Below are 20,758 nucleotides of genomic sequence, written 5' to 3'. Positions count from 1 at the left end.
CGATTGCAATCGTCGCATCGAACCGGCAGGCGCGCAACTGCGGCAAAGCGCACGGGCGGTAAATCTTCGTGACAGGCTGCAGTTGCGCAAGATCAAACCTTCTGCCGGTCGACCAGCACCGAGCATTTGGCATGGCGCACGACCCGGTCGGCGGTGGCGCCGATGAAGTAATTGGAAAAGTCGGGAACGTGAGAGGCGACGATAATCAGGTCGGCGCCGTGGCTTTCAGCCGCCGAGATGATGGCTTTGGCGGGCGGGCCGTTGCGGATCTCGACGGTTGCCGCAACACCGGCTGCGGCGATCAGCGCTTCCAGTTGCTCGCGGCTGTCCTTCATGGCGTCCTCGACCATATTGGCCGGCAGTTCGATCGCGACATAACTCGGCACATCCTCGACGACGTTGAGTGCGATGATCTCGCCGCCTGCGTCGAGCAAAGACGCGGCCTTGCGAAGGATTTTTTCTCCCTTGTCGATGCCGCCGAGCGCGATCGCTACGATGATCTTCCGGTACATGGCTTCCCTCCACGACTGAGATGCATAAGTTTCCTCTTAAGAAGATATGGGCGCATTGATCGCGATCAAGTGGACACAAGTCATCGTCAACAGCTGCTCAACGCTTCATCCTCAAAAGCGGATCTACTGTGAACAATCGGAATGCGCCATATAGGGATCAAGTACGGCGGCCGAGGTGCGCCTTTTATCTTACAGGCCAATTCAGAGGCAGGAGAACAATCCATGACGACCGAAACTTCCTATGCGCTGACGCGGCCCGCTTATATCGACCAGTCGCATCTCGTCGTGACCGACCTCGGTCTGGTTTCCGGCTTCTATCAATCGATGCTCGGCCTGAAGGTGATCGAGAAGACGGCGAGCGGCGAAGTGCTGGGTGTCGGCGATCTCCCTTTGCTGACGCTGACCACTGCAAAGAATGCCATGACCGCGCCGCGCAATGCCGCCGGCCTTTTCCACACCGCTTTCCTGATGCCGAACCGGACGGAGCTCGCCCACTGGCTGCGCCATGCGGCGCAGAACAATGTCGTCCTCGACGGCGCTTCGGATCATCTCGTCAGCGAGGCGATCTATCTGTCCGATCCCGAAGGCAACGGCATCGAGATCTATGCCGACCGGCCGCACGAACAGTGGAAATTTCATCAGGACGGCATGATGGAGATGGCGACCCTGCGTCTCGACCTGCAGGCGCTCTATAACAGCGCGCCTGGTGAGCGCTGGGACGGCATGGCTGCGGGGACGGCGATCGGCCACTTGCATCTGCAGGTCGGGGACATCCCGCAGGCAGACGCCTTTTACCGCGACGTGCTCGGCCTCAAGCTGATGGCGCGTTATCCCGGCGCGAGCTTCTTTGCGAGCGGCGGTTACCACCACCATCTCGGCGCCAATATCTGGAACAGCCGCGGCGCCATGGCTCGCGCCGGCAACATGACCGGGCTTTCGGACTATAAGATCCGTTTCAACGACAAGGCGACGCTGGATACGGCGGTCTCCAAGCTCGACGCGCTGGAGATCAACAGCGAGAAGCGCGACGGCGGCGTCTTCTTGAAAGATCCGTGGGGCATCGGCCTAACGCTGTCGGCCTGATCCGAAGAGGCTATCGGACCTTCTCGGCACCGGATGGTGTCGTCACCTGCGTCGGTCCACCCCCGTTTCCACTCGGCGATGGTGAACGGTCCACAGCTTCCGGAGGCCTTACCGGGCCGGAGGCAGGATCGTTGTTGAAGGTGCCAGCGCCCGATGGTTGCGCATTGATCGGATCCGGCTTGGTCGAGGCTGTCGCCGTTGGATCATTATTGCTGGGGTTGGGCCAGATCGCGACACTGACGCCGGCGATGATGAGGACCGCCAAGCCGGCCGCGATGATCCCCCAGACCCACCATCGCCGCTGGTCGGAGGCGTCAAGCGTCGCCTTGTCCGCATAGGGCGGCTCGGTGCGGTAAGTCTCGGTGGCATTGATCTGATCTCGATCTGCAGTCATGGCTGTAACTCCTTCCGAGCCCGAACTCCCGTGACCGAAAACTTGTTCCGGCGCGAAAGCCTCACATTCATATGATGACCGCTCGTGCGGTCGCAGGCTCCGGGTGCGACAATTGTGCGATAGCGGACACAGCGGTTCGATTGACGGCGGAACCGGAACCGCACCGGCGCGTTTCCGTCACGAAGCAATGGGGCTTCGGGGACCTCACCGCATGGGCATCGCCAATGGCATCCGCAAACACGCAAAGAAGATCGCCATCGGCGAGCGCCATACCAGCGCCTGGGCACAGTCATTGAAGGAGGCGGCCGAGGAGCTGCCGCCGCCACCGCTGCACCGGCTGGAAAAGGACGGGCTCGATGTCAGCATGGCCTGGGCGATCATCGGTATCTTCGGCATTCTCTTCCTTGCCGCCGTCTATCTGATGTCGCTGATCCTCATTCCGATCACACTTGCCGTCGTCGTCGGCATGATCCTCGGCATGGCGGCAGAAAAGCTCAGCAGGATGGGGGTTCCGCGGCTTGCCAATGCCTTCATCCTGTCAAGCAGCGTGGCGCTAGTGATCTTCCTGCTGATCAACTCGCTCGCCGACCCACTGACGACGCTTGCCAATGAGGGCCCGGCCTTTGCCGAGCGAACCATCAACCGCGTCATGCCTTATCTGGAGCGTATCAGATGGCTGCATATCACGCCGGCGACATTCGAAAGCGGGTCGATGTCGATCGGTGCGCTGCTCGAGAACACCGGCAACGTGCTGCACGTGGTGACCACCAGCCTGACGCCGGCGCTGGTGCAGGGGATGATCTTCTTTGCGGCGCTGCTTTTCTTCCTCGCTGGTCGGGTCAACCTGCGCAAGACGATCATCATGACCTTCCGCACCCGCACGCAGCGCCTGGCGGCCATCCGTGTCATCAATGCCGTCGAGCAGGTGCTCGGCTTCTATTTCGCCACGGCCTCGCTGATCTATGTCGGGCTCGGCGTGGTCATGACTGTCATCGCCTATGCCGGCGGGCTATCGGCGCCGGTGCTCTGGGGCTTCTTTGCCTTCCTGTCGAGCTTCATCCCCTATCTTGGCATCACGCTGATGACACTTGCCGTCGCGGTCGCCGGGATCATCACCTACGATGACTTCATCATCGGCCTGATGCCGGCCGCGGCCTTCTTCACCGTCCATCTCCTCATGGAGAACCTGATCTTCCCGGCGGTGATGGGACGGCGGCTGGAAATCAATCCCTTCGTCGTTTTCCTCGCCATCCTGTTCTGGACGTGGATGTGGGGTGCCGTCGGCGCCATGCTGGCGCTGCCGCTCTCGCTGATCGTCATGACTGTTATCGAAGAATTGCTGATCGAGGAAAAGCCGCAGCCGCAGTTACCGAAATGATCAACCGTGGAGCCGTCAGTGGCATCTGATATCGATCTTGCCGAATCCGATCACGACCAGATGGTGAGTGGCCGCTCTCTCTGGGGCAAAAGCGGCATAGGGCCGCAATGGCGGCCGATCGGTCAGAGTTTTACCACCGACATCGCCGTCATTGGCGGCGGCATCACCGGCGCATTGGTTGCCGAACATTTGACGGCGCGCGGTTTTTCCGTTGTTGTCATCGACCGGGAGGAGCCCGGTTTCAGCAGCACCGCGGCGAGCACGGCGATGCTGCAATGGGAAACCGACAGCACGCTCACCGAACTCGAGGATTATTATGGCTTCGAGCGCGCCGCCGGCATCTATCGCCGCAGCGGCGCAGCAGTCGCCGGCCTTGCCAAGCTGATCGCCGCAAACGGCATCGCCTGCGGTTTCCGGCCGCGCAACACGCTCTATCTCGCCGCCAATCGCGAAGGCGCGCGGGACCTCTTGGAGGAGCGCCAGCTCCGTCGCCGGGCGGGTCTGCCCGGCGTCTATCTCGAACATCCCGATCTCTTCACGCAGTTCGAACTCGACAGGGATGGCGCGATCTATTCGCCGGGTTCGGCGGAGGCCGATCCGCTGCTTCTGACATGGGCCTTGATCGAGATGGCGGTGCGGCGCGGCGCGCGACTGGTGAGCGCCTCCGTGACCGCGCTCAACAGCGAAGGCGATCGCGTGACGGCGGAGACGGACAGCGGTCATCTCATCGACGCGCGTCATGTCGTGCTTGCGACCGGCTATTCGTTGCCGGGTGTCGACATGCCGAAGCTGCACCGCGTCAGTTCGAGTTGGGCGCTCGCCACAGTGCCGCAGGACCCGGCAAATTTCTGGCGCGACAGGGCACTGATCTGGGAGAACAGCCACCCCTATCTCTACATGCGAACGACGGCGGACAATCGCATCGTCGCCGGCGGCGAGGACGACGAGACGAGCGATGCGGCGGCGCGCGATCGCAAGCTGCCGGCCAAGATCATCGCAATCCAGGAGAAAATGAAGCGGCTGTGGCCGAAGGCGGATACGCGCGTTGCTCATGCCTGGTGCGGAACCTTCGGCGAGACGGCCGATGGCCTGCCGCTGATCGGCCCGGTGCCGGAGATACCGCATGTGTTCGCAGCCTATGGCTACGGCGGCAACGGCATCACCTTTTCCTACCTCGCCGCACAGATGATCGGCGCCATGCTCGCCGGCATGCATCGCGACTGGTTCGAGGATTTCGCGCTCGACAGGGATGGGCCGGGTTTAGCACGCTTTCATTCTGGAATGTATAGAAACGAGACGGAAAGCCAAAGGCGCTAAAATTTCAGTCGTCTAGCTGGCTTGCTTTCTTGCACTCATTCGCAATTCTTCAACATGTTTAGCCACTTCGCGAACGTTTGAGATGCCGATAAAGGCGAATTTTTTGACGCTATCCCCTTCTCCCTCCCGACGGAAAGTGAGGGTTCCCGAGCGGTCCCATTTTTCCCGTACCTCCACGACGTTGATGGCCGTTGGTGCTATCGTCATCGCTTGTCGTCTGATTAGATTTCGAACGATGAGAAGCCTGCGATCGGTGGCGGCGTAAGCGGTTCGGCCCGTAGCGATCATATCGAAAACCGCGCCCGCTATGGCCGCGACACCGGCCAGTAAAAAGACTCCGGGGAATATGATGCCCATTATTCCATCCGCCTTTTCGACGACGGCAAGCGCATTGTCAGCCGGCAGAAAGCCAACGCACCCGGAGATCACACAAATGAGGCCGATAATTAATTCAGGACACTTGGAAACGAAAGTTCCCCAGGCACCTGGTTGCCCTGTCCAGACAACAATTTCGGAGGGATGAAGCTCATTTTGAATTTCGCCTTCGACATTCCAAATCGCACGAGACATGCGCTCCCCTACGTTCCCGCAACCGAACAAACAAAAACAGCATTATTCGTTTTCCGGGGGTAAACAAGCAAGAGATTCGGACGCTCTATTCGGTCGTCTTGTCGTCACCGGTATCCTCGACATCCTCGAGGCGGACGAACTCCGTGCCCTTGGCCTTGAGATCGACCAGCGCCTTGGCCACCCCCTCGCCGGCCGCATGGGTCGGCTGGTTGATGTGGGAGATGACGACGTCGCCGTCCTTGGCCGAGGCGATGCGCTTTTCGGTGATGACAGCCCCGAGCAGCGAGCCGCCGTCGCCGTTCACCGAATAACCGGCGATGCGATAGCCCATGGCGCGGATCTCGCCGATGGCGGAAAGATCGTATTTGGCGGTCGAGCCGCGGAACCAGTGCGGCGCCGGAATGCCGGCCGCGACCATGGCGGCAGCGCCGCCTTCGACTTCCTGCCGCACCGCCTGCGGCGAGCCGGCAGAGGCGATGCCATAGACCAGCGTCGGCGTGTCGACGGCCGGAACATGGTTCTGGCCATGATTTTCGAGTTCGAAGAGATCGGGATTTTGCAGGAACACGGCAAGTGCTGCGGGATTGCGCTTCAGCCAGCGGGCAGTGACGAAGATCGTTGCCGGGATGCGTTCACGCACCAGCGTCGAAAGGATGCGCTCGTCCGCCTGCCCCATGCAGGCATCGAAGGTCAGCGCAATGCGGGCGTGGCCGACAAGGTTTGAGCGGGCGATGTGCAGATGCGGCTCGACGAGCTTTGGCGCCGACGCCTTCGGGGCCGGACTAACCGCAGCCGGGACCAGACCAATTGCGGTCGGCACGGCTGACGGAATTCCGTCCGCGAATGCAGCGGAGATGCTGACGACAAGGAAAGCCGACGCGAACAGGATGCGGTTCATATACTGGGTTTCTATGATTCGAACTGCCGATATTAGCGGTAGCTCTCTCCCGGCGCCATGCGGCCGGATGTCACCGCAGCCGCTTGGGCGGACAGGGTCGTATCAGTCATAGAGATAATACTTGTCCCACTTCTCCCGCGGTACCTTCTCGCCGATCTCGTAATCGAGCTCGCGCACGTTGATGTGCTGCGGACCGGTGATGCAATTGTAGGAGAGATGGTACCAGTCGCCCTTGCTGCGGAAGACCGCACCCGGCGCATCCAGCGAATCGTCGCCGGGGATCGGGTCCTTGAAGGTGTAAGCAATCACCTTGTCGGGCTTGAAGCCGGTGCTGTCCTTGTTGATGCGGCTCATCGCCTCGGTGTCGCAGCTCTGTTCCAGCCGGGTGGAGGGATCGAGTTTTTCCAGCTGCTTCTTGATGGCGGGATCGACGGCAAAGGCGGGGGCAGCAAGGCTTGCGAGGGATAGAAACAGGACCAGACGTTTCGGCATTGCGGAGAAAATCCCTTACTGTTCTGCAATTTCTACCCTACCGCCGACAGCTTGCCGGGAGCTTGGCACGTGCAAATTCACTGAGATAGCGGACTTTGTTAAATATTGTGGTGACATCAAGGCAAGGTGGGCTGGGCGTCCTCCTTGTCTGTGGAAGGCCATCCGTGTCCTTGCCGCTTGATCCGGCGGCGGCGCGCCTCTATCTCTTGCCAACCCGACATTCCCACCGGAGCCATTCCTTGTCCGTTTTCAAGAGCCTGCCGACACCGCCTGCCGCACCGAAGAAGCCCGTCTCCGATACGCGCCACGGCATCACCCGCACGGACGACTATGCCTGGCTGCGCGCCGACAACTGGCAGGCGATGTTCAAGGATCCGTCGATCCTCGACCCTGAGATTCGCCGCCATCTCGAAGCCGAAAACGCCTATATGAACGCGGCGATGGAAGACACCAAGCCGCTGCAGAAGGTGCTGTTTGCCGAGATGCGCGGCCGCATCAAGGAAGACGACAGCTCGGTGCCGATGAAGGACGGTGCCTATGCCTACGGCACCTTCTATGTCACCGGCGGCGAACAGCCGCGTTATTTCCGCATCCCACGCGACGGCAATGTCGCCGACGAAACGATCCGCACCGTGCTGCTCGATGGCGACAAGGAGGCTGCCGGCAAGGCCTATTTCCGCCTCGCCGGCCTCGATCACACCAGCGACCACAGCCGCGGCATCTGGGGTTACGACGACAAGGGCTCGGAGTTCTTCACGCTGCAGGTGCGCGACCTCCAGACCGGGCAGGATCTCGCCGACCGGATCGAGAATACCGGCGGCGGCGGCGTCTGGGCGCCCGACGGCAAGAGCTTTTTCTATTCGGCGCTCGACGAGAATCATCGGCCGTCGAAGGTGTTCCACCATATTCTCGGCCAGCCGCAGTCGGAAGACCGGCTGGTCTATGAGGAAGCGGATGCCGGCTTCTTCATGGGCGTCGGCGGCTCGCTGCTCGACGATTTCATCTATATCGACATTCACGACCACGAGACCAGCGAATACCGGCTGCTGTCGACCAAGAACCTGACAGCCAAGCCGAAGCTGGTGGCGGCACGCGAGGAAGGCATCGAATATTCGCTGGCCGAGGGCGGCGATGTCTTCTACATCCTCACCAATGACGGCGGTGCCAAGGATTTCAAGATCATGGAAGCGCCGGTCGACAATCCGGTCAAGGAGAACTGGCGCGAAGTGGTCGCCCACAAGCCCGGCACGCTTGTTATCAGCCACATGGCCTATGCCCGCCATCTTCTGTGGCTGGAGCGCAAGGACGGGCTGCCGCAGATCATGATCCGCGATCGGGCAACCGGCGAGGAGCATGCGATCGCCTTTGCCGAGGAAGCCTATTCGCTGGGACTGCAGGGTGCGGCGGAATACGACACGGATATCATCCGCTTCTCCTATTCGTCGATGACGACGCCGTCGCAGCTCTACGACTACAACATGGTGACGCGCGAGCGCACGCTGCTGAAGACGCAGGAGGTGCCGTCCGGCCACAATCCCGACGACTACGTCACCCGCCGCGTCTTTGCCCCGGCATGGGATGGCGAGAAGGTGCCGGTCACCCTGCTCTATCGCAGGGATACCCCACTCGACGGCAGCGCCCCCTGCTTGCTCTATGGCTACGGCGCCTACGGCATCACCATTCCGGCCGGCTTCAACACCAACTGCCTGTCGCTCGCCGACCGGGGCTTCGTCTATGCCATCGCCCATATCCGTGGCGGCAAGGACAAGGGATTTTCCTGGTACGAAGACGGCAAGATGGACAAGAAGACGAATACCTTCAAGGACTTCGTCGCCGCGGCCGATTATCTGAATCAACAGAAGTTCACATCTTACGCGAAGATCATCGCCGAGGGCGGATCGGCCGGCGGCATGCTGATGGGTGCGGTTGCCAACATGGCGCCGGAGAAGTTCGCCGGTCTCATCGCCGCCGTTCCTTTCGTCGACGTGCTCAACACCATGCTCGACGACACTTTGCCGCTCACCCCGCCGGAATGGCCGGAATGGGGCAACCCGATCGACAGCAGGGAAGAATACGAGCAGATCGCATCCTACTCGCCCTATGACAATGTCGGTGCAAAAGCCTATCCGCCGATCCTGGCGCTCGGCGGCCTGACGGACCCTCGCGTCACCTATTGGGAGCCGGCCAAATGGGTGGCGAAGCTGCGCGACAAGACGACGGGCGACGCGCCGATCCTGCTCAAGACCAATATGGATGCCGGCCACGGCGGCGCCTCGGGCCGCTTCCAGCGGTTGGAAGAGATCGCGTTTGAATATGCGTTTGCGATCAAGGTTGCCGGTAAGATGTAACGGTTCAGACGACGTGGGGCGTGCCGTGGGCACCCCCCTCTGCCCTGCCGGGCATCTCCCCCACAGGTGGGGAGATCACAAGTGGCTTGAACTTCCTGCCCATCTATTGTTTCGCAGTGCTGGATGCTGATTGTTTGGGGAAGCCGATGCGCCCAGCCAATCTCCCCACCTGTGGGGGAGATGCCCGGCAGGGCAGAGGGGGGGCGGGCTCGGCACACACGCCTAGGGAGACACCGAAATGCCCGTCTATATTGCCCTCCTCCGCGCCGTAAACGTCGGCGGCACCGGCTCTTTGCCGATGGCAGAGTTGAAGGCGATCTGCGAAGGCCTGGGCTTTTCCGACGTCAAGACCTACATCCAGAGCGGCAACGTGCTTTTCCGTTCGGATGAAGCGGAAAAGACCGTGGAGGAGCGGCTCGACGAGGCGCTCGGCAGGACGATGGGCAAGCGGCCAGGCGTGATGGTGCGCACCCGCAAAGAACTCGACGGGATCGTTGCCGACGTACCCTTTCCCGATGCTAAGCCGAACTTCCTGCTCGTCTATTTCCTGCCTGAAAAGGCGCCCGGCGATGCACTGGAGACGATGGTGGCGCCCGGCGGCGAGGAGGCGAAGCTCGCCGGCCGCGAAATCTATGTGCATTATCCCAATGGTTCCGGCGGCTCGAAGCTGAAGCTGTCGGCGTTGAAGCCTGGAACGTCGCGCAACCTCAACACCGTGCGCAAGCTCGCGGACATGGCGGCGGCGATGGAAGACGGGGACTGAGGGCAAGTCGTGGGACCATGACGTCGTATAGAATTTGATTCAAGCGACGTGCTTCATCTCCTTGTTTTCATGCATATCCTCGCCGCACGACCGCTGCGCATCCGTGGTCGTATTCATCAGGTCGCCAGCATCTCTCCGGGCTGCCGGGAAAGGCGGCGTCAGCCTTTGGCGACGGCGCCTTTCGTCTGTTTGGCCTTGTAGCCGGTGATCTCCTCGCCTGCGGTCGGCGAAAAGCGCAGGTTCCAGAAGGTGGCGGTGATCGAGATGATCGTGACGACGACGAAGGCCGCCGAGAAATCGCCGAGGGCCGGCGTCTCAGTGCCTGACAGGGCCATGGAGCCGTGCAGCGCCAAGGCGCCGATGCAGATGCCGAGTGACAGCATGAGCTGCTGGAAGGTGGTGTAGAAGCTGGTGGCCGAGCTCATCCGCTCCCTGCTGATCTCGTCATAGGCAATGGTGTTATAGGCCGTGAACTGGAACGACAGGAAGAAGGCACTGAGCACTAGGACGATAAAGACCAGCGGCATCGGCCAGTCCGGCCGAAAGGCGGCACAGAGGCCGTAACCGATCGTCCCGAGGATGCCGTTGAGGACGAGGCTCCTGCGGAAGCCCAGCCGGCGGAAGACAAACTTCGCCATCGGCTTCATGGCGAGAGCGCCAAGCGCGGTCGCGATGATGATCTGGCCGGCCGCAGCGGCGGACAAGCCGAAGCCGATCTGAAAGAGCAGCGGCAGCAGGAAGGGCTGCGCCCCTTGCGTGATGCGCGTCAGCGAACCGGCGATAACAGACGTGCCGAAGCTCGGTACCTTCATCAGCCAAAAATCCATGATCGGCGACGGGTGCTTGCGGGCATGTCTGAGATACGCGATGCCGAAGAGCAGGCCGATGGCGATCAGGAAGATCGAGAAGGCGCCCTCGCCTTCGTGGCTCGACATTTCGAAGCCGAAGAGCAGCGAGCCGAGCGAGATGCCCGAGAGGATGAAGCCGATCGTATCGAAGCGACCGTTCGCCTTGCCCTTGACCTCGTCGATGTAGATCGAGACGAAGATCATGCCGATGATGCCGATCGGCACGTTGATATAAAAGATCCAGCGCCAGTCGAGATAGGTGACGATGAAGCCGCCGAGCGGCGGGCCGACGATCGGGCCGATCAGCGCCGGCACGAGCAGCCAGGACATGGCGCTGACCATATCCTTGCGGTCGACGCTGCGCATCAGCACCAGGCGCCCGACCGGCATCATCATCGCGCCGCCGATGCCCTGAAGTAGCCGCGCCAGCACCAGGAAGGATAGCGTCGGCGCCAGCGCGCAGAGGATGGAGCCGACGACGAAGACCGCGATGGCCGAGCGGAAAACGGTGCGGGAGCCGAAACTGTCGGCCATCCGGCCGCTTGCGGGAATGAAGATCGCAAGGCTCAAGAGATAGGAGGTCAGGGCGATCGACATCGCCGGGGCGCTGACGCCGAAATCGTGCGCCATGGTGGGCAACGCGGTCGCGAGCACGGTCGCATCGATGTTTTCCATCAGCATCGCACTGGCGACAATCATCGCAATCACCCGGAAATTGGGCGTGGCGCGCCGAACCATCGGCGCCTGGTAAATCTGATCCGACATCGTCCGGGATCACTCGCGGTGGCGCGGCGGAGCATACAAGGCAGCAAGGCCGCGGGGGATGACATGGCGCAAAGCCAAGGGGAGACGATTTGCTATACGCCCCGCGATCATGGCGGCGCTATGTCCTTTATGGCAAAGCTGCTTTGACGAGAGGTAAAGGCAGGTCACGATTCCTTGCATCGGCTCGATCTTCGTGAAGGTCCGGCTTGCGCCGCGGGCACCCCGGCCCTACCTATGAGCCATGACCTCCGCCCTGCAGAAAAACCGGCCCGGCGCGGCCTTTCCGTTCGACAACAGCTATGTCGGCTTGCCCCCACGCTTCTTTGCGGCGCAAGCGCCGACCGCGGTGGCGGAGCCCTGGCTGATCAAGCTCAACGAGCCGCTCGCCGCCGAACTCGGGCTCGACGTCGAGACCCTGCGCCGCGACGGCGCGGCGATCTTTTCCGGCAACCTCGTTCCCGAAGGGGCCGAACCGCTGGCAATGGCCTATGCCGGGCATCAGTTCGGCGGCTTCTCGCCGCAGCTCGGCGACGGGCGGGCGATCCTGCTCGGCGAAGTGGTCGACCGCAGCGGCAAGCGCTACGATATCCAGCTGAAGGGCGCCGGCCCCACACCGTTTTCGCGCCGCGGCGATGGGCGGGCGGCACTCGGTCCGGTGCTCAGGGAATATATCATCAGTGAGGCGATGTTTGCGCTCGGCATTCCGGCCACAAGGGCGCTGGCGGCGGTGACGACAGGCGAGCCGGTCTATCGTGAAGAGGTGCTGCCGGGCGCTGTCTTCACCCGAGTCGCGGCAAGTCACATCCGCGTCGGCACCTTTCAGTACTTCGCGGCACGGGGCGATGCCGACGGCGTGCGGGCTCTGGCCAATTATGTGATCGACCGGCACTATCCCGCGCTGAAAGAGGCCGAGAACCCCTATCTCGCGTTGTTCGAAGCGGTCTGCGAGCGCCAAGCGGCGCTGATTGCCCGCTGGCTGCATGTCGGCTTCATTCATGGGGTGATGAATACGGATAATATGACCGTCTCCGGCGAGACAATCGATTTCGGCCCCTGCGCCTTCATGGATGCCTACGATCCGGCGACCGTTTTCTCATCGATCGACCAGCATGGCCGTTACGCCTATGCCAACCAGCCCGCCATCGGCCAATGGAACCTCGCAAGGCTCGGCGAGACGCTGCTGCCACTGATCGACGCCGACGCAGACAGCGCGGTCGACAAGGCCAATGTGGTGATCAAGAGTTACGGCGAACGGTTCCAGGCGCATTGGCTGGCCGGCATGCGCCAAAAGATCGGGCTCTCCGGCGAAGAGGACGGCGACCTCGACCTGGTGCAGGCGCTGCTGTCGCTGATGCAGGTGCAGGACGCCGATTTTACCCTCACCTTCCGGCGGCTGTCCGATCTTGCTGGCGATGATGCCGCAGAGCCTGCCTTTGCGGCGAGTTTCCGCGAGCCGGAGGCATGCGGCACGTGGCTCACGCAGTGGCGCGAGAGACTGTCACGCGATCCGCAGACGGCCACTGAGCGCGCCATTGCCATGCGCAGCGTCAATCCGGCCTTCATTCCGCGCAATCACCGGGTCGAACAGGCGATCGAGGCTGCCGTCGAGGACGGTGATTTCTCGCTGTTCGAGACGCTGCTGAGCGTGCTTTCGAAACCCTATGACGACCAGCCGGGCTTTGCCGCCTATAGGGAACCGCCGAAGCCTAGCGAACGGGTGCTTGCGACCTTCTGTGGAACGTGACGGGCGCTCTCGCCCGTTTTAGTGCAGCAGTTATGCCATAGCGATCCGCTTCCATCCCGGCCCGACGCCCCTTCGGTGCATCGGCCCCCTGCGGCAATTGTGGCCGTTGAAAGGCATCTCCTTCGCACTATCTGGCTGATCGGCGGGACTTTTCCGCCGATCCTTCACCCCGGCTAACCCTCAGCGGGAGACAGCCTTATGGCGATCGTCATCACCTCCATCTTTTTCATCATCATCGGGCTCACTCTCGGCGGCGGCGGGCTCTGGCTCGTCACGCTCGGCGGCAGCGTCTTCTATCTGTTCGCCGGGCTGATGTTCCTGATTACCGCCGGGCTGCTGTTGGTGCGCAAGGCTGTGGCGCTCTGGGTCTATGCCGTGCTCGTCGTCGCAGCACTTGCCTGGGCGATTTGGGAGGTCGGTTTCGACTGGTGGCAACTCGGCCCGCGCGGCGGCATGATCATCCTTCTCGGGCTCTGGCTGCTGACGCCGTGGATTCGTCGGCCGCTCGGCCTGCGCAGCCCGACGGGCATCACCTATGCCGCAAACCCCTGGCCGCTCGCCGTGCCTGTCATTCTCGCCATCCTCGTCGCCCTTTATTCGATGACATCAGATCCGCATGATCTCGCCGGCGAACTGCCCAAGGATACGGTCGCCGCCAATCCCGCCTTCGGCGGCAGCGTGCCGGATGGCGAATGGCATCAGTATGGCCGCACGCCCTTCGGCCAGCGTTATTCGCCGCTCGACCAGATCACCGCCGAGAACGTCTCCACCCTCAAGGAAGCGTGGCGATACCAGACCGGCGACGTCAAGCGGCCGGACGATGTCGGCGAGACGACCTATCAGGTGACGCCGCTCAAGGTGAATGACACGCTCTACCTCTGCACGCCGCATAACTGGGCGATCGCGCTCGACGCCAAGACCGGCAAGGAGAAATGGAAATACGACGCCAACTCCGGCATGAATCCCGACCGGCAGCATCAGACCTGCCGCGGTGTCACCTATTATGCCGATCCAACCGTTGCCGCCGGCCAGCCCTGCGCCGAGCGCGTCTACCTGCCGACCTCCGATGCCCGGCTGATCGCGCTCGATGCTGCGGACGGGAAGGTCTGCACCAGCTTTGCCGACCAGGGCGTGCTGCATCTGGAAACCGGCATGCGCTACAACCCGGCCGGCTATTATTATTCCACCTCGCCGCCGGTCGCGGTGGCGGGCAAGATCATCGTCGGCGGGGCGGTGAACGACAATTATTCGACCGAGGAGCAATCCGGCGTCATCCGCGCCTTCGACATCAACACCGGCGCGCTGGTCTGGAACTGGGATTCCGGCAATCCCGATGTGACGACGCCGATCACCGGGAATCAGACCTACACGACCAACTCGCCGAACAGTTGGTCGGTCTTCAGCGTCGACGAGGGGCTCGGCATGGTCTACATCCCGCTCGGCAACCAAGTCCCTGACCAGATCGGCATCAATCGCAGCGAGAATGTGGAGAAATTCTCCTCCTCGATCGTCGCGCTCGATATCGCCACCGGCCAGCTGCGCTGGGTGCGCCAGACGGTGCATCACGATCTCTGGGACATGGACGTGCCGGCGCAGCCGGCGCTGATCGACCTGACGAAGCAGGACGGCACCGTGGTTCCTGCCTTGGTCGGCCCGACGAAGCAGGGCGATATCTATGTGCTTGACCGGCGCAGCGGCGAGCCGATCATCCCGGTCAAGGAAATCCCGGCACCCGGTGGTGCGGTCTCCGGCGATCATACCTCGCCGACGCAGCCGATCTCGGACCTTACCTTCTCGCCCGAACCACTCCAAGAAAAGGACATGTGGGGCGTGTCGCTGTTCGACCAGATGGCCTGCCGCATCGACTTCCACCGTTACCACTATGAGGGCCGCTACACGCCGCCTTCGCTTAAAGGGACGATCGTCTATCCCGGCAATTTCGGCACCTTCAACTGGGGCTCGGTGGCGGTGGATCCGGAACGGCAGATCATGTTCGGCATGCCGACCTATCTCGCCTTCACCTCGCGGCTGGTGCCGGCCGCCGATATTCCGCCGCGAGGCCAGGACGAGAAGGGCAGCGAACAGGGGCTGAACCGCAATGACGGTGCGCCCTACGGCGTCTTCATGGGTCCCTTCCTCGGACTGCTCAAGATCCCCTGCCAGGCGCCGCCATGGGGTTATGTCGCGGGCGTCGACCTGCGCACCGGCAAGATCGCCTATATGCACAAGAACGGCACCGTGCGCGACATGACGCCATTGCCCCTGCCCTTCAAGGTGGGCGTGCCCGGCATCGGCGGGCCGATGCTGACCAAGGGCGGCCTTGCCTTCCTGGGGGCCGCAGTCGACAACTACCTGCGCGCCTATGACGTGACGAATGGCCAAGAGCTCTGGCGGGCGCGGCTTCCCGCCGGCGGCCAGGCGACACCGATGACCTATACGACTGATGACAACAAGCAATATGTCGTCATGGTCGCCGGCGGCCACGGCTCGGTCGGCACCAAACCCGGCGATTATGTGATCGCCTATACGTTGCCTTGATGACTCAAGGCTCTTCGGTTCGCGCCAATGGCAGCCCCTCACCCTAGCCCTCTCCCCGGGGAGAGGGGACGTGCCAAACGCGGCATCGAGGTTGAGGTAGAGGAAGGCGGCGCTGTATGGTCCCTTCGCCCCGTTTACGGGGAGAAGGTGCCGGCAGGCGGATGAGGGGCTGGTTTCGCCGATTTCATACAACTCGCCGGAAACGCGCTTCAGCTGTCTCCAGTTCACACCATCTCGACGATCATGCGGCCGACCTCGGCAAAGACTGGGTTGAGCTCCTTCACCGGCACGGTCGTCTCGCTGATATAGACGGCGGCGACGATCGGGCCGCGATCCGGCGGCCAGATCACCGCGATATCGCCGAGTGAGCCATTCGGGCCGGTGCCGGTCTTGTCGCCGACCTTCCAATCCGCCGGCAGGCCGGCCCTGAGCCGCTCCTTGCCTGTCGTGCTCGCTACCAGCCAAGCGATCAGCCTGTCTGAGGAGGCCTCGGTCAGGACCGAGCCGAGCGTCAGGTTGCCGAGCGTGTCGAGCATCGCATCCGGTGTCGTCGTGTCGCGCGGATCATCCTTCCGACCCTCGTTCAGCGTCGGCTCGGTGCGGTCGAGACGCGTCGTGCCGTCGCCGATCGAGCGCAGCCAATCGGTCAGCCCCGCCGGCCCGCCGAAACTTTCGAGCAGCAGATTGCCGGCCGTATTATCGCTGACGGTCACCGCCGCCTCGCACAGTTCTGCAAGGGTCATGCGATCGGTTCCGGCATGTTTTTCGCTGATCGGCGAATAGTCGACGAGCTTGTCCTTGCCGTAGCTCACCCGCCGGTCGAGGTTCTCCTCGCCCTTGTCGGTCCGGGCCAAAACGAAAGCGGCGGCCAGCGCCTTGAAAGTGCTGCACATCGGAAAAGCCTCGCTGCCGCGATAGCCGAAGGAGATGCTGGTCTCGGTGTCGAGTACCGAGACGCCGAGGCGACCGCCGGTGCGTTTTTCCAAAGCGGCAAGGCGATGTTCAATATTGTCTTCGCCCTCGCCCGCACTCTCTTTGGCACTCTCCTTGGGCCCCTCCTCCGCATTGGCGGGAAGCGCCAGCGCGGCCAAGCCCATTGAAGCCAGACGCAATGCCGAGCCCATCAGCATGCGGCGAGTCAAACTGAGATCCATGAAATCCTCCGGCGAATCAGGAGGACAGAGCTAAGCAGCGATTGCGGCGACTTGTCGTCCGCCCGCCCCGATCATGCGGCGCGGGTGACCTCGACCGTCACATGCGACAGTTCTTCCAGCGCCGAGAGCCTGTCCTTGTAGAAAGCTGGGTCGCGCGGCTGAGAGGTTAGGACGGCGACGATTGCGGCATGATGGCCGGGGCCGACCTGCCAGACATGCAGATCGGTGATCCGGTCGTCCTCCGTTTCGATGGCGCCGCGGATTTCAGCCGGGAGCGTCTCGCCTTCGGAAATGACGTCGAGCAGGACGCCGCCCGACGATTTCATCAAGCTCCAGGACCAATTGGCGATCACCAATCCGCCGACGATGCCCATCAGGGGATCGAGCCAGAGCCAACCGTAAAGACTGCCGAGCGTCAGCGCCGCGATGGCGAGCACCGAGGTCAGGGCATCGGCGATGACATGCAGATAAGCAGCGCGGATATTGTTGTCGCTGGTTCTTGCGTGGTGGGCATGGTCGCCGTGGCCGTGATTGATATGACTGTGATGGGCGTGGGCATCATTGCCATGCCCGTGATTCACATGACCGTGATGATGGTGGCCATGTCCGTGATCATGTCCTTCACCGGCCAGCAGCCAGGCGCTCACCAGATTGACGGCAAGGCCGACGACCGCGACGGCGATCGCCTGGGCAAAACCGATCGGCACGGGATTGGAAAGGCGCAGCAGGCTTTCCCAGGCCATCAGCAGGGCGATCAGCGCAAGGATGATGGCGCTGGCGAAGCCGGCGAGATCGCCGAGCTTGCCTGTACCGAAGGTGAAACGCGGATTGCGCGCCTGCCGGCGGGCAAAGAGATAGGCGAGTGCGGAAATCAGCAGAGCACTGGCATGGGTCGACATGTGCCAGCCATCGGCGACCAGGGCCATGGAGCCATAGACAGTGCCGGCGGCGATTTCCGCCACCATCATCACTGCCGTCAGCGCGATCACCAGCCAGATGCGCCGCTCGTTGCGCCTATGATCGGCGCCGAGGAAGACATGATCATGTTCCAGGGCATCAATTCCAGCCTTCTCGATTCCGGCACTCATTGCAGGCTCCTTCGCCACCGCTAAGCTTATGTTTCTCGGCAAAATCGCTTCACACTTTTCCTGGAATTGCTCTAGCGTATATAGGTTCTCAACACTTCCGATATTTCCTCGACCGCCTCCGCCCTTGCGGCATCGTCGGCCGCATTCAGCACATGCTCACGCAGATGATCGTCGAGAACCTCGCCGGTCAGCCCGGTCAGCGCGCCGCGGACGGAGGCGAGCAGTTGCAGGATCTCGCCGCAGGGGCGCTCTGCCTCGAGCGCGCGCTCGACCGCCTCCATCTGCCCCTTCAGGCGGCTGATACGGGCGACGAGCTTCTTTTTCTGCAGGGTGGTGTGGGACATGATGGACCCGCTTATAGTATAGGGGGGTATAGTATCAAGAGTGAAGCCCGAGCTCAATGCCTGTAATGGGCTTGAATCCGCCATTGACAAAGCCCGCGTTTCCGACGATCTATGATCCATGATCAAGAACGCGCACCAGAGCCGCTCGTATTTTTGGCTGTACCTGTAAAGGGCGGCCGGACAAGATCATATTGTCAACAAGCCGCCGTCAGGCGGCTTTGTTGTACCAGCAGCGTCCTGACGGCAGACTATCAAAGGACGCGAAGACCATGACCGAAATCGAAGACAGCGAAATTTCACTGATGCGCCCATCGGTGGTAACCATCCGCGCAGCCAAGCCGCGCGACCTACCCGAACTCGGCGAAATGATCGTCCTGCTTGCCGCCCACCACGGCGATGCTGCTGCGACAACGGCAGAGCAGCTGGAGCGCGATCTGTTCGGCCCGCTGCCGTGGATCCATGCGCTCGTCGCCGAAACCAGCGAAGGGCTTATCGGCTACGCCATTCTCGTGCCGCTCTACAGGGCGCAAGAAGGCAAGCGCGGCATGGACCTGCACCATCTCTTCGTGCGTGACGGCCATCGCGGCCACGGCACCGGCCAGCTGCTCGTCGACCGGGCGCGCGAGACCGCCCGCAATGCCGGCTGCGGCTACCTCTCCGTCAGCGCCGCGACCGGAAACGTGCTGGCGCACCGCTTCTACGAACAGCTGGATTTCACCCCGCGTCCGGTGACCGGCATGCGCTACATGCAGTCGATCGCCTAAAGCGCGCCGCGATCTTTCAGATTCGCTTGATCGGCGCTTTAAGTCTTTATTTTTGTTAGGAGCTTTCATGCCTGATTTCAAACTTCATTGCTTCGCTCTCTCCGGGAACTGTTACAAGGTCGCACTCTTCTTTGCGCTTTCCGGCATCAAGTGGGAAAGCATTTTCGTTGATTATCTGGGCGGCGAAACGCGTACTGAAGAATGGCGAAAAACCATCAACGAACAGGGCGAGGCGCCTGTGCTTGAACATGGGCAAATGAAGATCAGCCAATCGGGGATTATCCTGGACTACTTGTCAGAGGTGACAGGCCATTTCGGGGCGCAGACGGCCGAAGAACGGCGCGACGTCATGCGCTGGATCCTTTTCGACAATCACAAGTTCACGAGCTATTACGCGACGCTGCGGTTCATCTATGGCCTCCAGAAGAGCGGCGAGACGCCAGTCGTCGAGTTTTTAAGACTGAGGGCCAAAGCTGCCTATGCCATTGTTGACGAACACCTCGCCGATCGGGCCTTCATGGTTGGCGACCGGGTGACGATCGCAGACCTCTCTCTGGCGGGCTACGTCTTCATGCCGGAGGAAACCGGGATCGATCACAGCGCCTTTCCGGCAATCGCAGCCTGGAAAGATCGTATCAGCAACATGCCCGGCTGGCGCCACCCGTATGACCTGATGCCAGGTCCCACCTCCCTGTAGATAGGGCGTGGGATCTTGCGAAGGTGCCAAGCAACCAAGTGACCGTGGCAGCAACCCTCGCGCGACTGGCATCGTTACTTCCATCGCTAACGACTGGGCACGGCCTTCAGATAGGCGGCGATCGCCTCGCGGTCGGAGGCGGGCAGGCGGGCGATGTTCCGTTGCACATCAACCATCGAGCCGCCGACGCTGTCGAAACCGGGGGTGAAGCCGGTTTCGAGGTAGCTGGCGATATCGGCCTCGCTCCAGGAGCCGATACTCTTGGAGGCCGGGGTGATATCGGGTATGCGGCCCTTGCCTTCCGGATTGGGCGCGCCGGCAAGCCACATATCGGCCTTGAAGCCGCCGAGCGCATCACGCAGCGTATGGCATTCGCCGCAATGACCGGGGCCTTCGACGAGATATTGCCCGCGCTTGATCTTGTCGTCGCCCTTGGCGAGAGCCACGCGCGGCTGATCGTTGAGATAGAGGAATTTCCAGCCGCCGAGCGCCAGCCGGATGTTGAAGGGGAACGGCAGCTCATGCGGTGGCGCGACGTCTGTGCTTTTCGGCAGGGTTTTCAGGAAGGCGAAGAGATCGTTGACGTCCTTGTCGCTTAGGCGGGAATAAGAGCCATAGGGAAAAGATGGGTAGAGATGCTCACCACCCGGGCCGACGCCGCGTTTCATCGCGTTGCCGAACTCGGCAAGCGTCCAGCCGCCGATACCAGCCTTTTCATCGGGTGAGATGTTCGGCACGTGGAAGGTCCCGAAGGGGCTCTTCAGCGCCAGGCCGCCTGCAAGTGTCAGCTTTGCATCGCCTTCGGAACCGGGTGCGGCATGACAGCTGACGCAGCCGCCTGCCCAGAACACCAACTGGCCGTTGGCCAGGTCCGGCGCGCCGAGGCCCGCCCAATGGCTCGCCGGCAGCGGGTCGGGTGCGGTGACGAGATAGAAGGTGCCGCCGCCGAGCACAGCGACGCCGATCAGACAGAGCAGTAACCGGATGAACCTGCGGACCATGCGCCGCCTCCCTTTTTGCCAATGTTGCCGCCGTCGGTCCCACATAAAGCGATCCGCGCC

19 protein-coding genes are annotated in these 20,758 nt (G+C 62.1%); 9 read left to right on the top strand and 10 right to left on the bottom strand.

The features are described from left to right. Positions 1 to 92: 92 nt before the first annotated feature. Positions 93 to 512 carry a universal stress protein gene (locus ACIPSK_RS24295; RefSeq protein ID WP_017963520.1) on the bottom strand — a complete coding sequence of 140 codons (420 nt, stop codon included), beginning with the start codon at positions 510 to 512 and terminating at the stop codon, positions 93 to 95. Between the two features lie 222 nt (positions 513 to 734). Between ACIPSK_RS24295 and ACIPSK_RS24290 the strand changes: the two genes are divergently transcribed. Continuing rightward, positions 735 to 1,595 carry a VOC family protein gene (locus tag ACIPSK_RS24290; protein WP_162118091.1) on the top strand — a complete coding sequence of 287 codons (861 nt, stop codon included), beginning with the start codon at positions 735 to 737 and terminating at the stop codon, positions 1,593 to 1,595. 10 nt (positions 1,596 to 1,605) lie between these two features. On the opposite strand, the gene ACIPSK_RS24285 is transcribed toward ACIPSK_RS24290, so the two are convergent. Next, on the bottom strand, positions 1,606 to 1,989 hold the full coding sequence (locus tag ACIPSK_RS24285; protein WP_162118092.1) for a hypothetical protein: 384 nt from the start codon (positions 1,987 to 1,989) through the stop codon (positions 1,606 to 1,608). A 211-nt stretch (positions 1,990 to 2,200) separates the two neighbouring features. Between ACIPSK_RS24285 and ACIPSK_RS24280 the strand changes: the two genes are divergently transcribed. Continuing rightward, positions 2,201 to 3,367 carry an AI-2E family transporter gene (locus ACIPSK_RS24280; protein WP_017963517.1) on the top strand — a complete coding sequence of 389 codons (1,167 nt, stop codon included), beginning with the start codon at positions 2,201 to 2,203 and terminating at the stop codon, positions 3,365 to 3,367. Between the two features lie 18 nt (positions 3,368 to 3,385). Then, on the top strand, positions 3,386 to 4,684 hold the full coding sequence (locus tag ACIPSK_RS24275) for an NAD(P)/FAD-dependent oxidoreductase (protein ID WP_162118093.1): 1,299 nt from the start codon (positions 3,386 to 3,388) through the stop codon (positions 4,682 to 4,684). 12 nt (positions 4,685 to 4,696) lie between these two features. Here the strand turns inward: ACIPSK_RS24275 and ACIPSK_RS24270 are convergent, their stop codons facing one another. The 3 genes from ACIPSK_RS24270 to ACIPSK_RS24260 all read right to left on the bottom strand — a co-directional run bounded on the left by ACIPSK_RS24270 (position 4,697) and on the right by ACIPSK_RS24260 (position 6,644). Next, positions 4,697 to 5,254, bottom strand: a complete 558-nt coding sequence (locus ACIPSK_RS24270) for a PH domain-containing protein (RefSeq protein ID WP_168724874.1) — start codon at positions 5,252 to 5,254, stop codon at positions 4,697 to 4,699. A gap of 85 nt (positions 5,255 to 5,339) precedes the next feature. Continuing rightward, positions 5,340 to 6,152, bottom strand: a complete 813-nt coding sequence (locus ACIPSK_RS24265) for a polysaccharide deacetylase family protein (protein ID WP_162118095.1) — start codon at positions 6,150 to 6,152, stop codon at positions 5,340 to 5,342. 102 nt (positions 6,153 to 6,254) lie between these two features. Beyond that, positions 6,255 to 6,644: a DUF930 domain-containing protein gene (locus tag ACIPSK_RS24260; protein ID WP_162118096.1), complete on the bottom strand. Its 390-nt coding sequence runs from the start codon at positions 6,642 to 6,644 to the stop codon at positions 6,255 to 6,257. 239 nt (positions 6,645 to 6,883) lie between these two features. On the opposite strand from ACIPSK_RS24260, the gene ACIPSK_RS24255 reads away from it, so the two are divergent. After that, positions 6,884 to 8,992: a S9 family peptidase gene (locus ACIPSK_RS24255; RefSeq protein WP_162118097.1), complete on the top strand. Its 2,109-nt coding sequence runs from the start codon at positions 6,884 to 6,886 to the stop codon at positions 8,990 to 8,992. Positions 8,993 to 9,230: 238 nt separating this feature from the next. After that, entirely contained in the window at positions 9,231 to 9,755 is a 525-nt protein-coding gene (locus tag ACIPSK_RS24250) for a DUF1697 domain-containing protein (protein WP_162118098.1), read from the top strand. A gap of 158 nt (positions 9,756 to 9,913) precedes the next feature. Here ACIPSK_RS24250 and ACIPSK_RS24245 read toward each other — a convergent pair whose 3' ends face one another. After that, positions 9,914 to 11,368 (bottom strand): MFS transporter, encoded by a 1,455-nt coding sequence (locus ACIPSK_RS24245; RefSeq protein WP_162118099.1) that lies wholly within the window; start codon positions 11,366 to 11,368, stop codon positions 9,914 to 9,916. 241 nt (positions 11,369 to 11,609) lie between these two features. Here ACIPSK_RS24245 and ACIPSK_RS24240 point away from each other — a divergent pair, with 241 nt between their 5' ends. Beyond that, on the top strand, positions 11,610 to 13,112 hold the full coding sequence (locus tag ACIPSK_RS24240) for a protein adenylyltransferase SelO (protein ID WP_162118100.1): 1,503 nt from the start codon (positions 11,610 to 11,612) through the stop codon (positions 13,110 to 13,112). 198 nt (positions 13,113 to 13,310) lie between these two features. Next, positions 13,311 to 15,650, top strand: coding sequence for a glucose/quinate/shikimate family membrane-bound PQQ-dependent dehydrogenase (locus ACIPSK_RS24235; protein ID WP_162118101.1), 2,340 nt, complete (start codon positions 13,311 to 13,313; stop codon positions 15,648 to 15,650). 224 nt (positions 15,651 to 15,874) lie between these two features. Here ACIPSK_RS24235 and bla read toward each other — a convergent pair whose 3' ends face one another. The 3 genes from bla to dmeR all read right to left on the bottom strand — a co-directional run bounded on the left by bla (position 15,875) and on the right by dmeR (position 18,236). Then, positions 15,875 to 16,804, bottom strand: coding sequence for a class A beta-lactamase (gene bla, locus ACIPSK_RS24230; protein ID WP_162118102.1), 930 nt, complete (start codon positions 16,802 to 16,804; stop codon positions 15,875 to 15,877). Between the two features lie 71 nt (positions 16,805 to 16,875). Continuing rightward, entirely contained in the window at positions 16,876 to 17,892 is a 1,017-nt protein-coding gene (gene dmeF / locus ACIPSK_RS24225; RefSeq protein WP_162118103.1) for a CDF family Co(II)/Ni(II) efflux transporter DmeF, read from the bottom strand. A gap of 71 nt (positions 17,893 to 17,963) precedes the next feature. Further along, positions 17,964 to 18,236 (bottom strand): Ni(II)/Co(II)-sensing transcriptional repressor DmeR, encoded by a 273-nt coding sequence (gene dmeR / locus ACIPSK_RS24220; protein ID WP_017963504.1) that lies wholly within the window; start codon positions 18,234 to 18,236, stop codon positions 17,964 to 17,966. 269 nt (positions 18,237 to 18,505) lie between these two features. Between dmeR and ACIPSK_RS24215 the strand changes: the two genes are divergently transcribed. Both ACIPSK_RS24215 and ACIPSK_RS24210 read left to right on the top strand, forming a co-directional pair. Further along, positions 18,506 to 19,000: a GNAT family N-acetyltransferase gene (locus ACIPSK_RS24215; protein WP_162118104.1), complete on the top strand. Its 495-nt coding sequence runs from the start codon at positions 18,506 to 18,508 to the stop codon at positions 18,998 to 19,000. Positions 19,001 to 19,067: 67 nt separating this feature from the next. Further along, a complete protein-coding gene (locus ACIPSK_RS24210; RefSeq protein ID WP_162118105.1) occupies positions 19,068 to 19,697 on the top strand; it encodes a glutathione S-transferase family protein in 630 nt (209 codons plus the stop codon). 86 nt (positions 19,698 to 19,783) lie between these two features. Here ACIPSK_RS24210 and ACIPSK_RS24205 read toward each other — a convergent pair whose 3' ends face one another. Further along, the gene (locus ACIPSK_RS24205; protein ID WP_162118106.1) at positions 19,784 to 20,698 is read right to left on the bottom strand and encodes a c-type cytochrome; all 915 of its coding nucleotides are present in this window, start codon (positions 20,696 to 20,698) and stop codon (positions 19,784 to 19,786) included. Between the last annotated feature and the right edge of the window lie 60 nt (positions 20,699 to 20,758).

Source organism: Rhizobium sp. LARHSG275, from assembly GCF_052871115.1.
This window is presented reverse-complemented; position numbering and strand designations above follow the sequence as displayed.

What these genes read in the sequence shown, in the direction of transcription:
- ACIPSK_RS24265 (WP_162118095.1), bottom strand. Translation starts at nt 6,152, where the DNA reads ATGAACCGCATCCTGTTCGCGTCGGCTTTCCTTGTCGTCAGCATCTCC.
- ACIPSK_RS24210 (WP_162118105.1), top strand. Translation starts at nt 19,068, where the DNA reads ATGCCTGATTTCAAACTTCATTGCTTCGCTCTCTCCGGGAACTGTTAC.
- ACIPSK_RS24260 (WP_162118096.1), bottom strand. Translation starts at nt 6,644, where the DNA reads ATGCCGAAACGTCTGGTCCTGTTTCTATCCCTCGCAAGCCTTGCTGCC.
- dmeF (WP_162118103.1), bottom strand. Translation starts at nt 17,892, where the DNA reads ATGAGTGCCGGAATCGAGAAGGCTGGAATTGATGCCCTGGAACATGAT.
- bla (WP_162118102.1), bottom strand. Translation starts at nt 16,804, where the DNA reads ATGGATCTCAGTTTGACTCGCCGCATGCTGATGGGCTCGGCATTGCGT.
- ACIPSK_RS24295 (WP_017963520.1), bottom strand. Translation starts at nt 512, where the DNA reads ATGTACCGGAAGATCATCGTAGCGATCGCGCTCGGCGGCATCGACAAG.
- ACIPSK_RS24215 (WP_162118104.1), top strand. Translation starts at nt 18,506, where the DNA reads ATGACCGAAATCGAAGACAGCGAAATTTCACTGATGCGCCCATCGGTG.
- ACIPSK_RS24280 (WP_017963517.1), top strand. Translation starts at nt 2,201, where the DNA reads ATGGGCATCGCCAATGGCATCCGCAAACACGCAAAGAAGATCGCCATC.
- ACIPSK_RS24285 (WP_162118092.1), bottom strand. Translation starts at nt 1,989, where the DNA reads ATGACTGCAGATCGAGATCAGATCAATGCCACCGAGACTTACCGCACC.
- ACIPSK_RS24245 (WP_162118099.1), bottom strand. Translation starts at nt 11,368, where the DNA reads ATGTCGGATCAGATTTACCAGGCGCCGATGGTTCGGCGCGCCACGCCC.
- ACIPSK_RS24235 (WP_162118101.1), top strand. Translation starts at nt 13,311, where the DNA reads ATGGCGATCGTCATCACCTCCATCTTTTTCATCATCATCGGGCTCACT.
- ACIPSK_RS24205 (WP_162118106.1), bottom strand. Translation starts at nt 20,698, where the DNA reads ATGGTCCGCAGGTTCATCCGGTTACTGCTCTGTCTGATCGGCGTCGCT.
- ACIPSK_RS24250 (WP_162118098.1), top strand. Translation starts at nt 9,231, where the DNA reads ATGCCCGTCTATATTGCCCTCCTCCGCGCCGTAAACGTCGGCGGCACC.
- ACIPSK_RS24290 (WP_162118091.1), top strand. Translation starts at nt 735, where the DNA reads ATGACGACCGAAACTTCCTATGCGCTGACGCGGCCCGCTTATATCGAC.
- dmeR (WP_017963504.1), bottom strand. Translation starts at nt 18,236, where the DNA reads ATGTCCCACACCACCCTGCAGAAAAAGAAGCTCGTCGCCCGTATCAGC.
- ACIPSK_RS24270 (WP_168724874.1), bottom strand. Translation starts at nt 5,254, where the DNA reads ATGTCTCGTGCGATTTGGAATGTCGAAGGCGAAATTCAAAATGAGCTT.
- ACIPSK_RS24240 (WP_162118100.1), top strand. Translation starts at nt 11,610, where the DNA reads ATGACCTCCGCCCTGCAGAAAAACCGGCCCGGCGCGGCCTTTCCGTTC.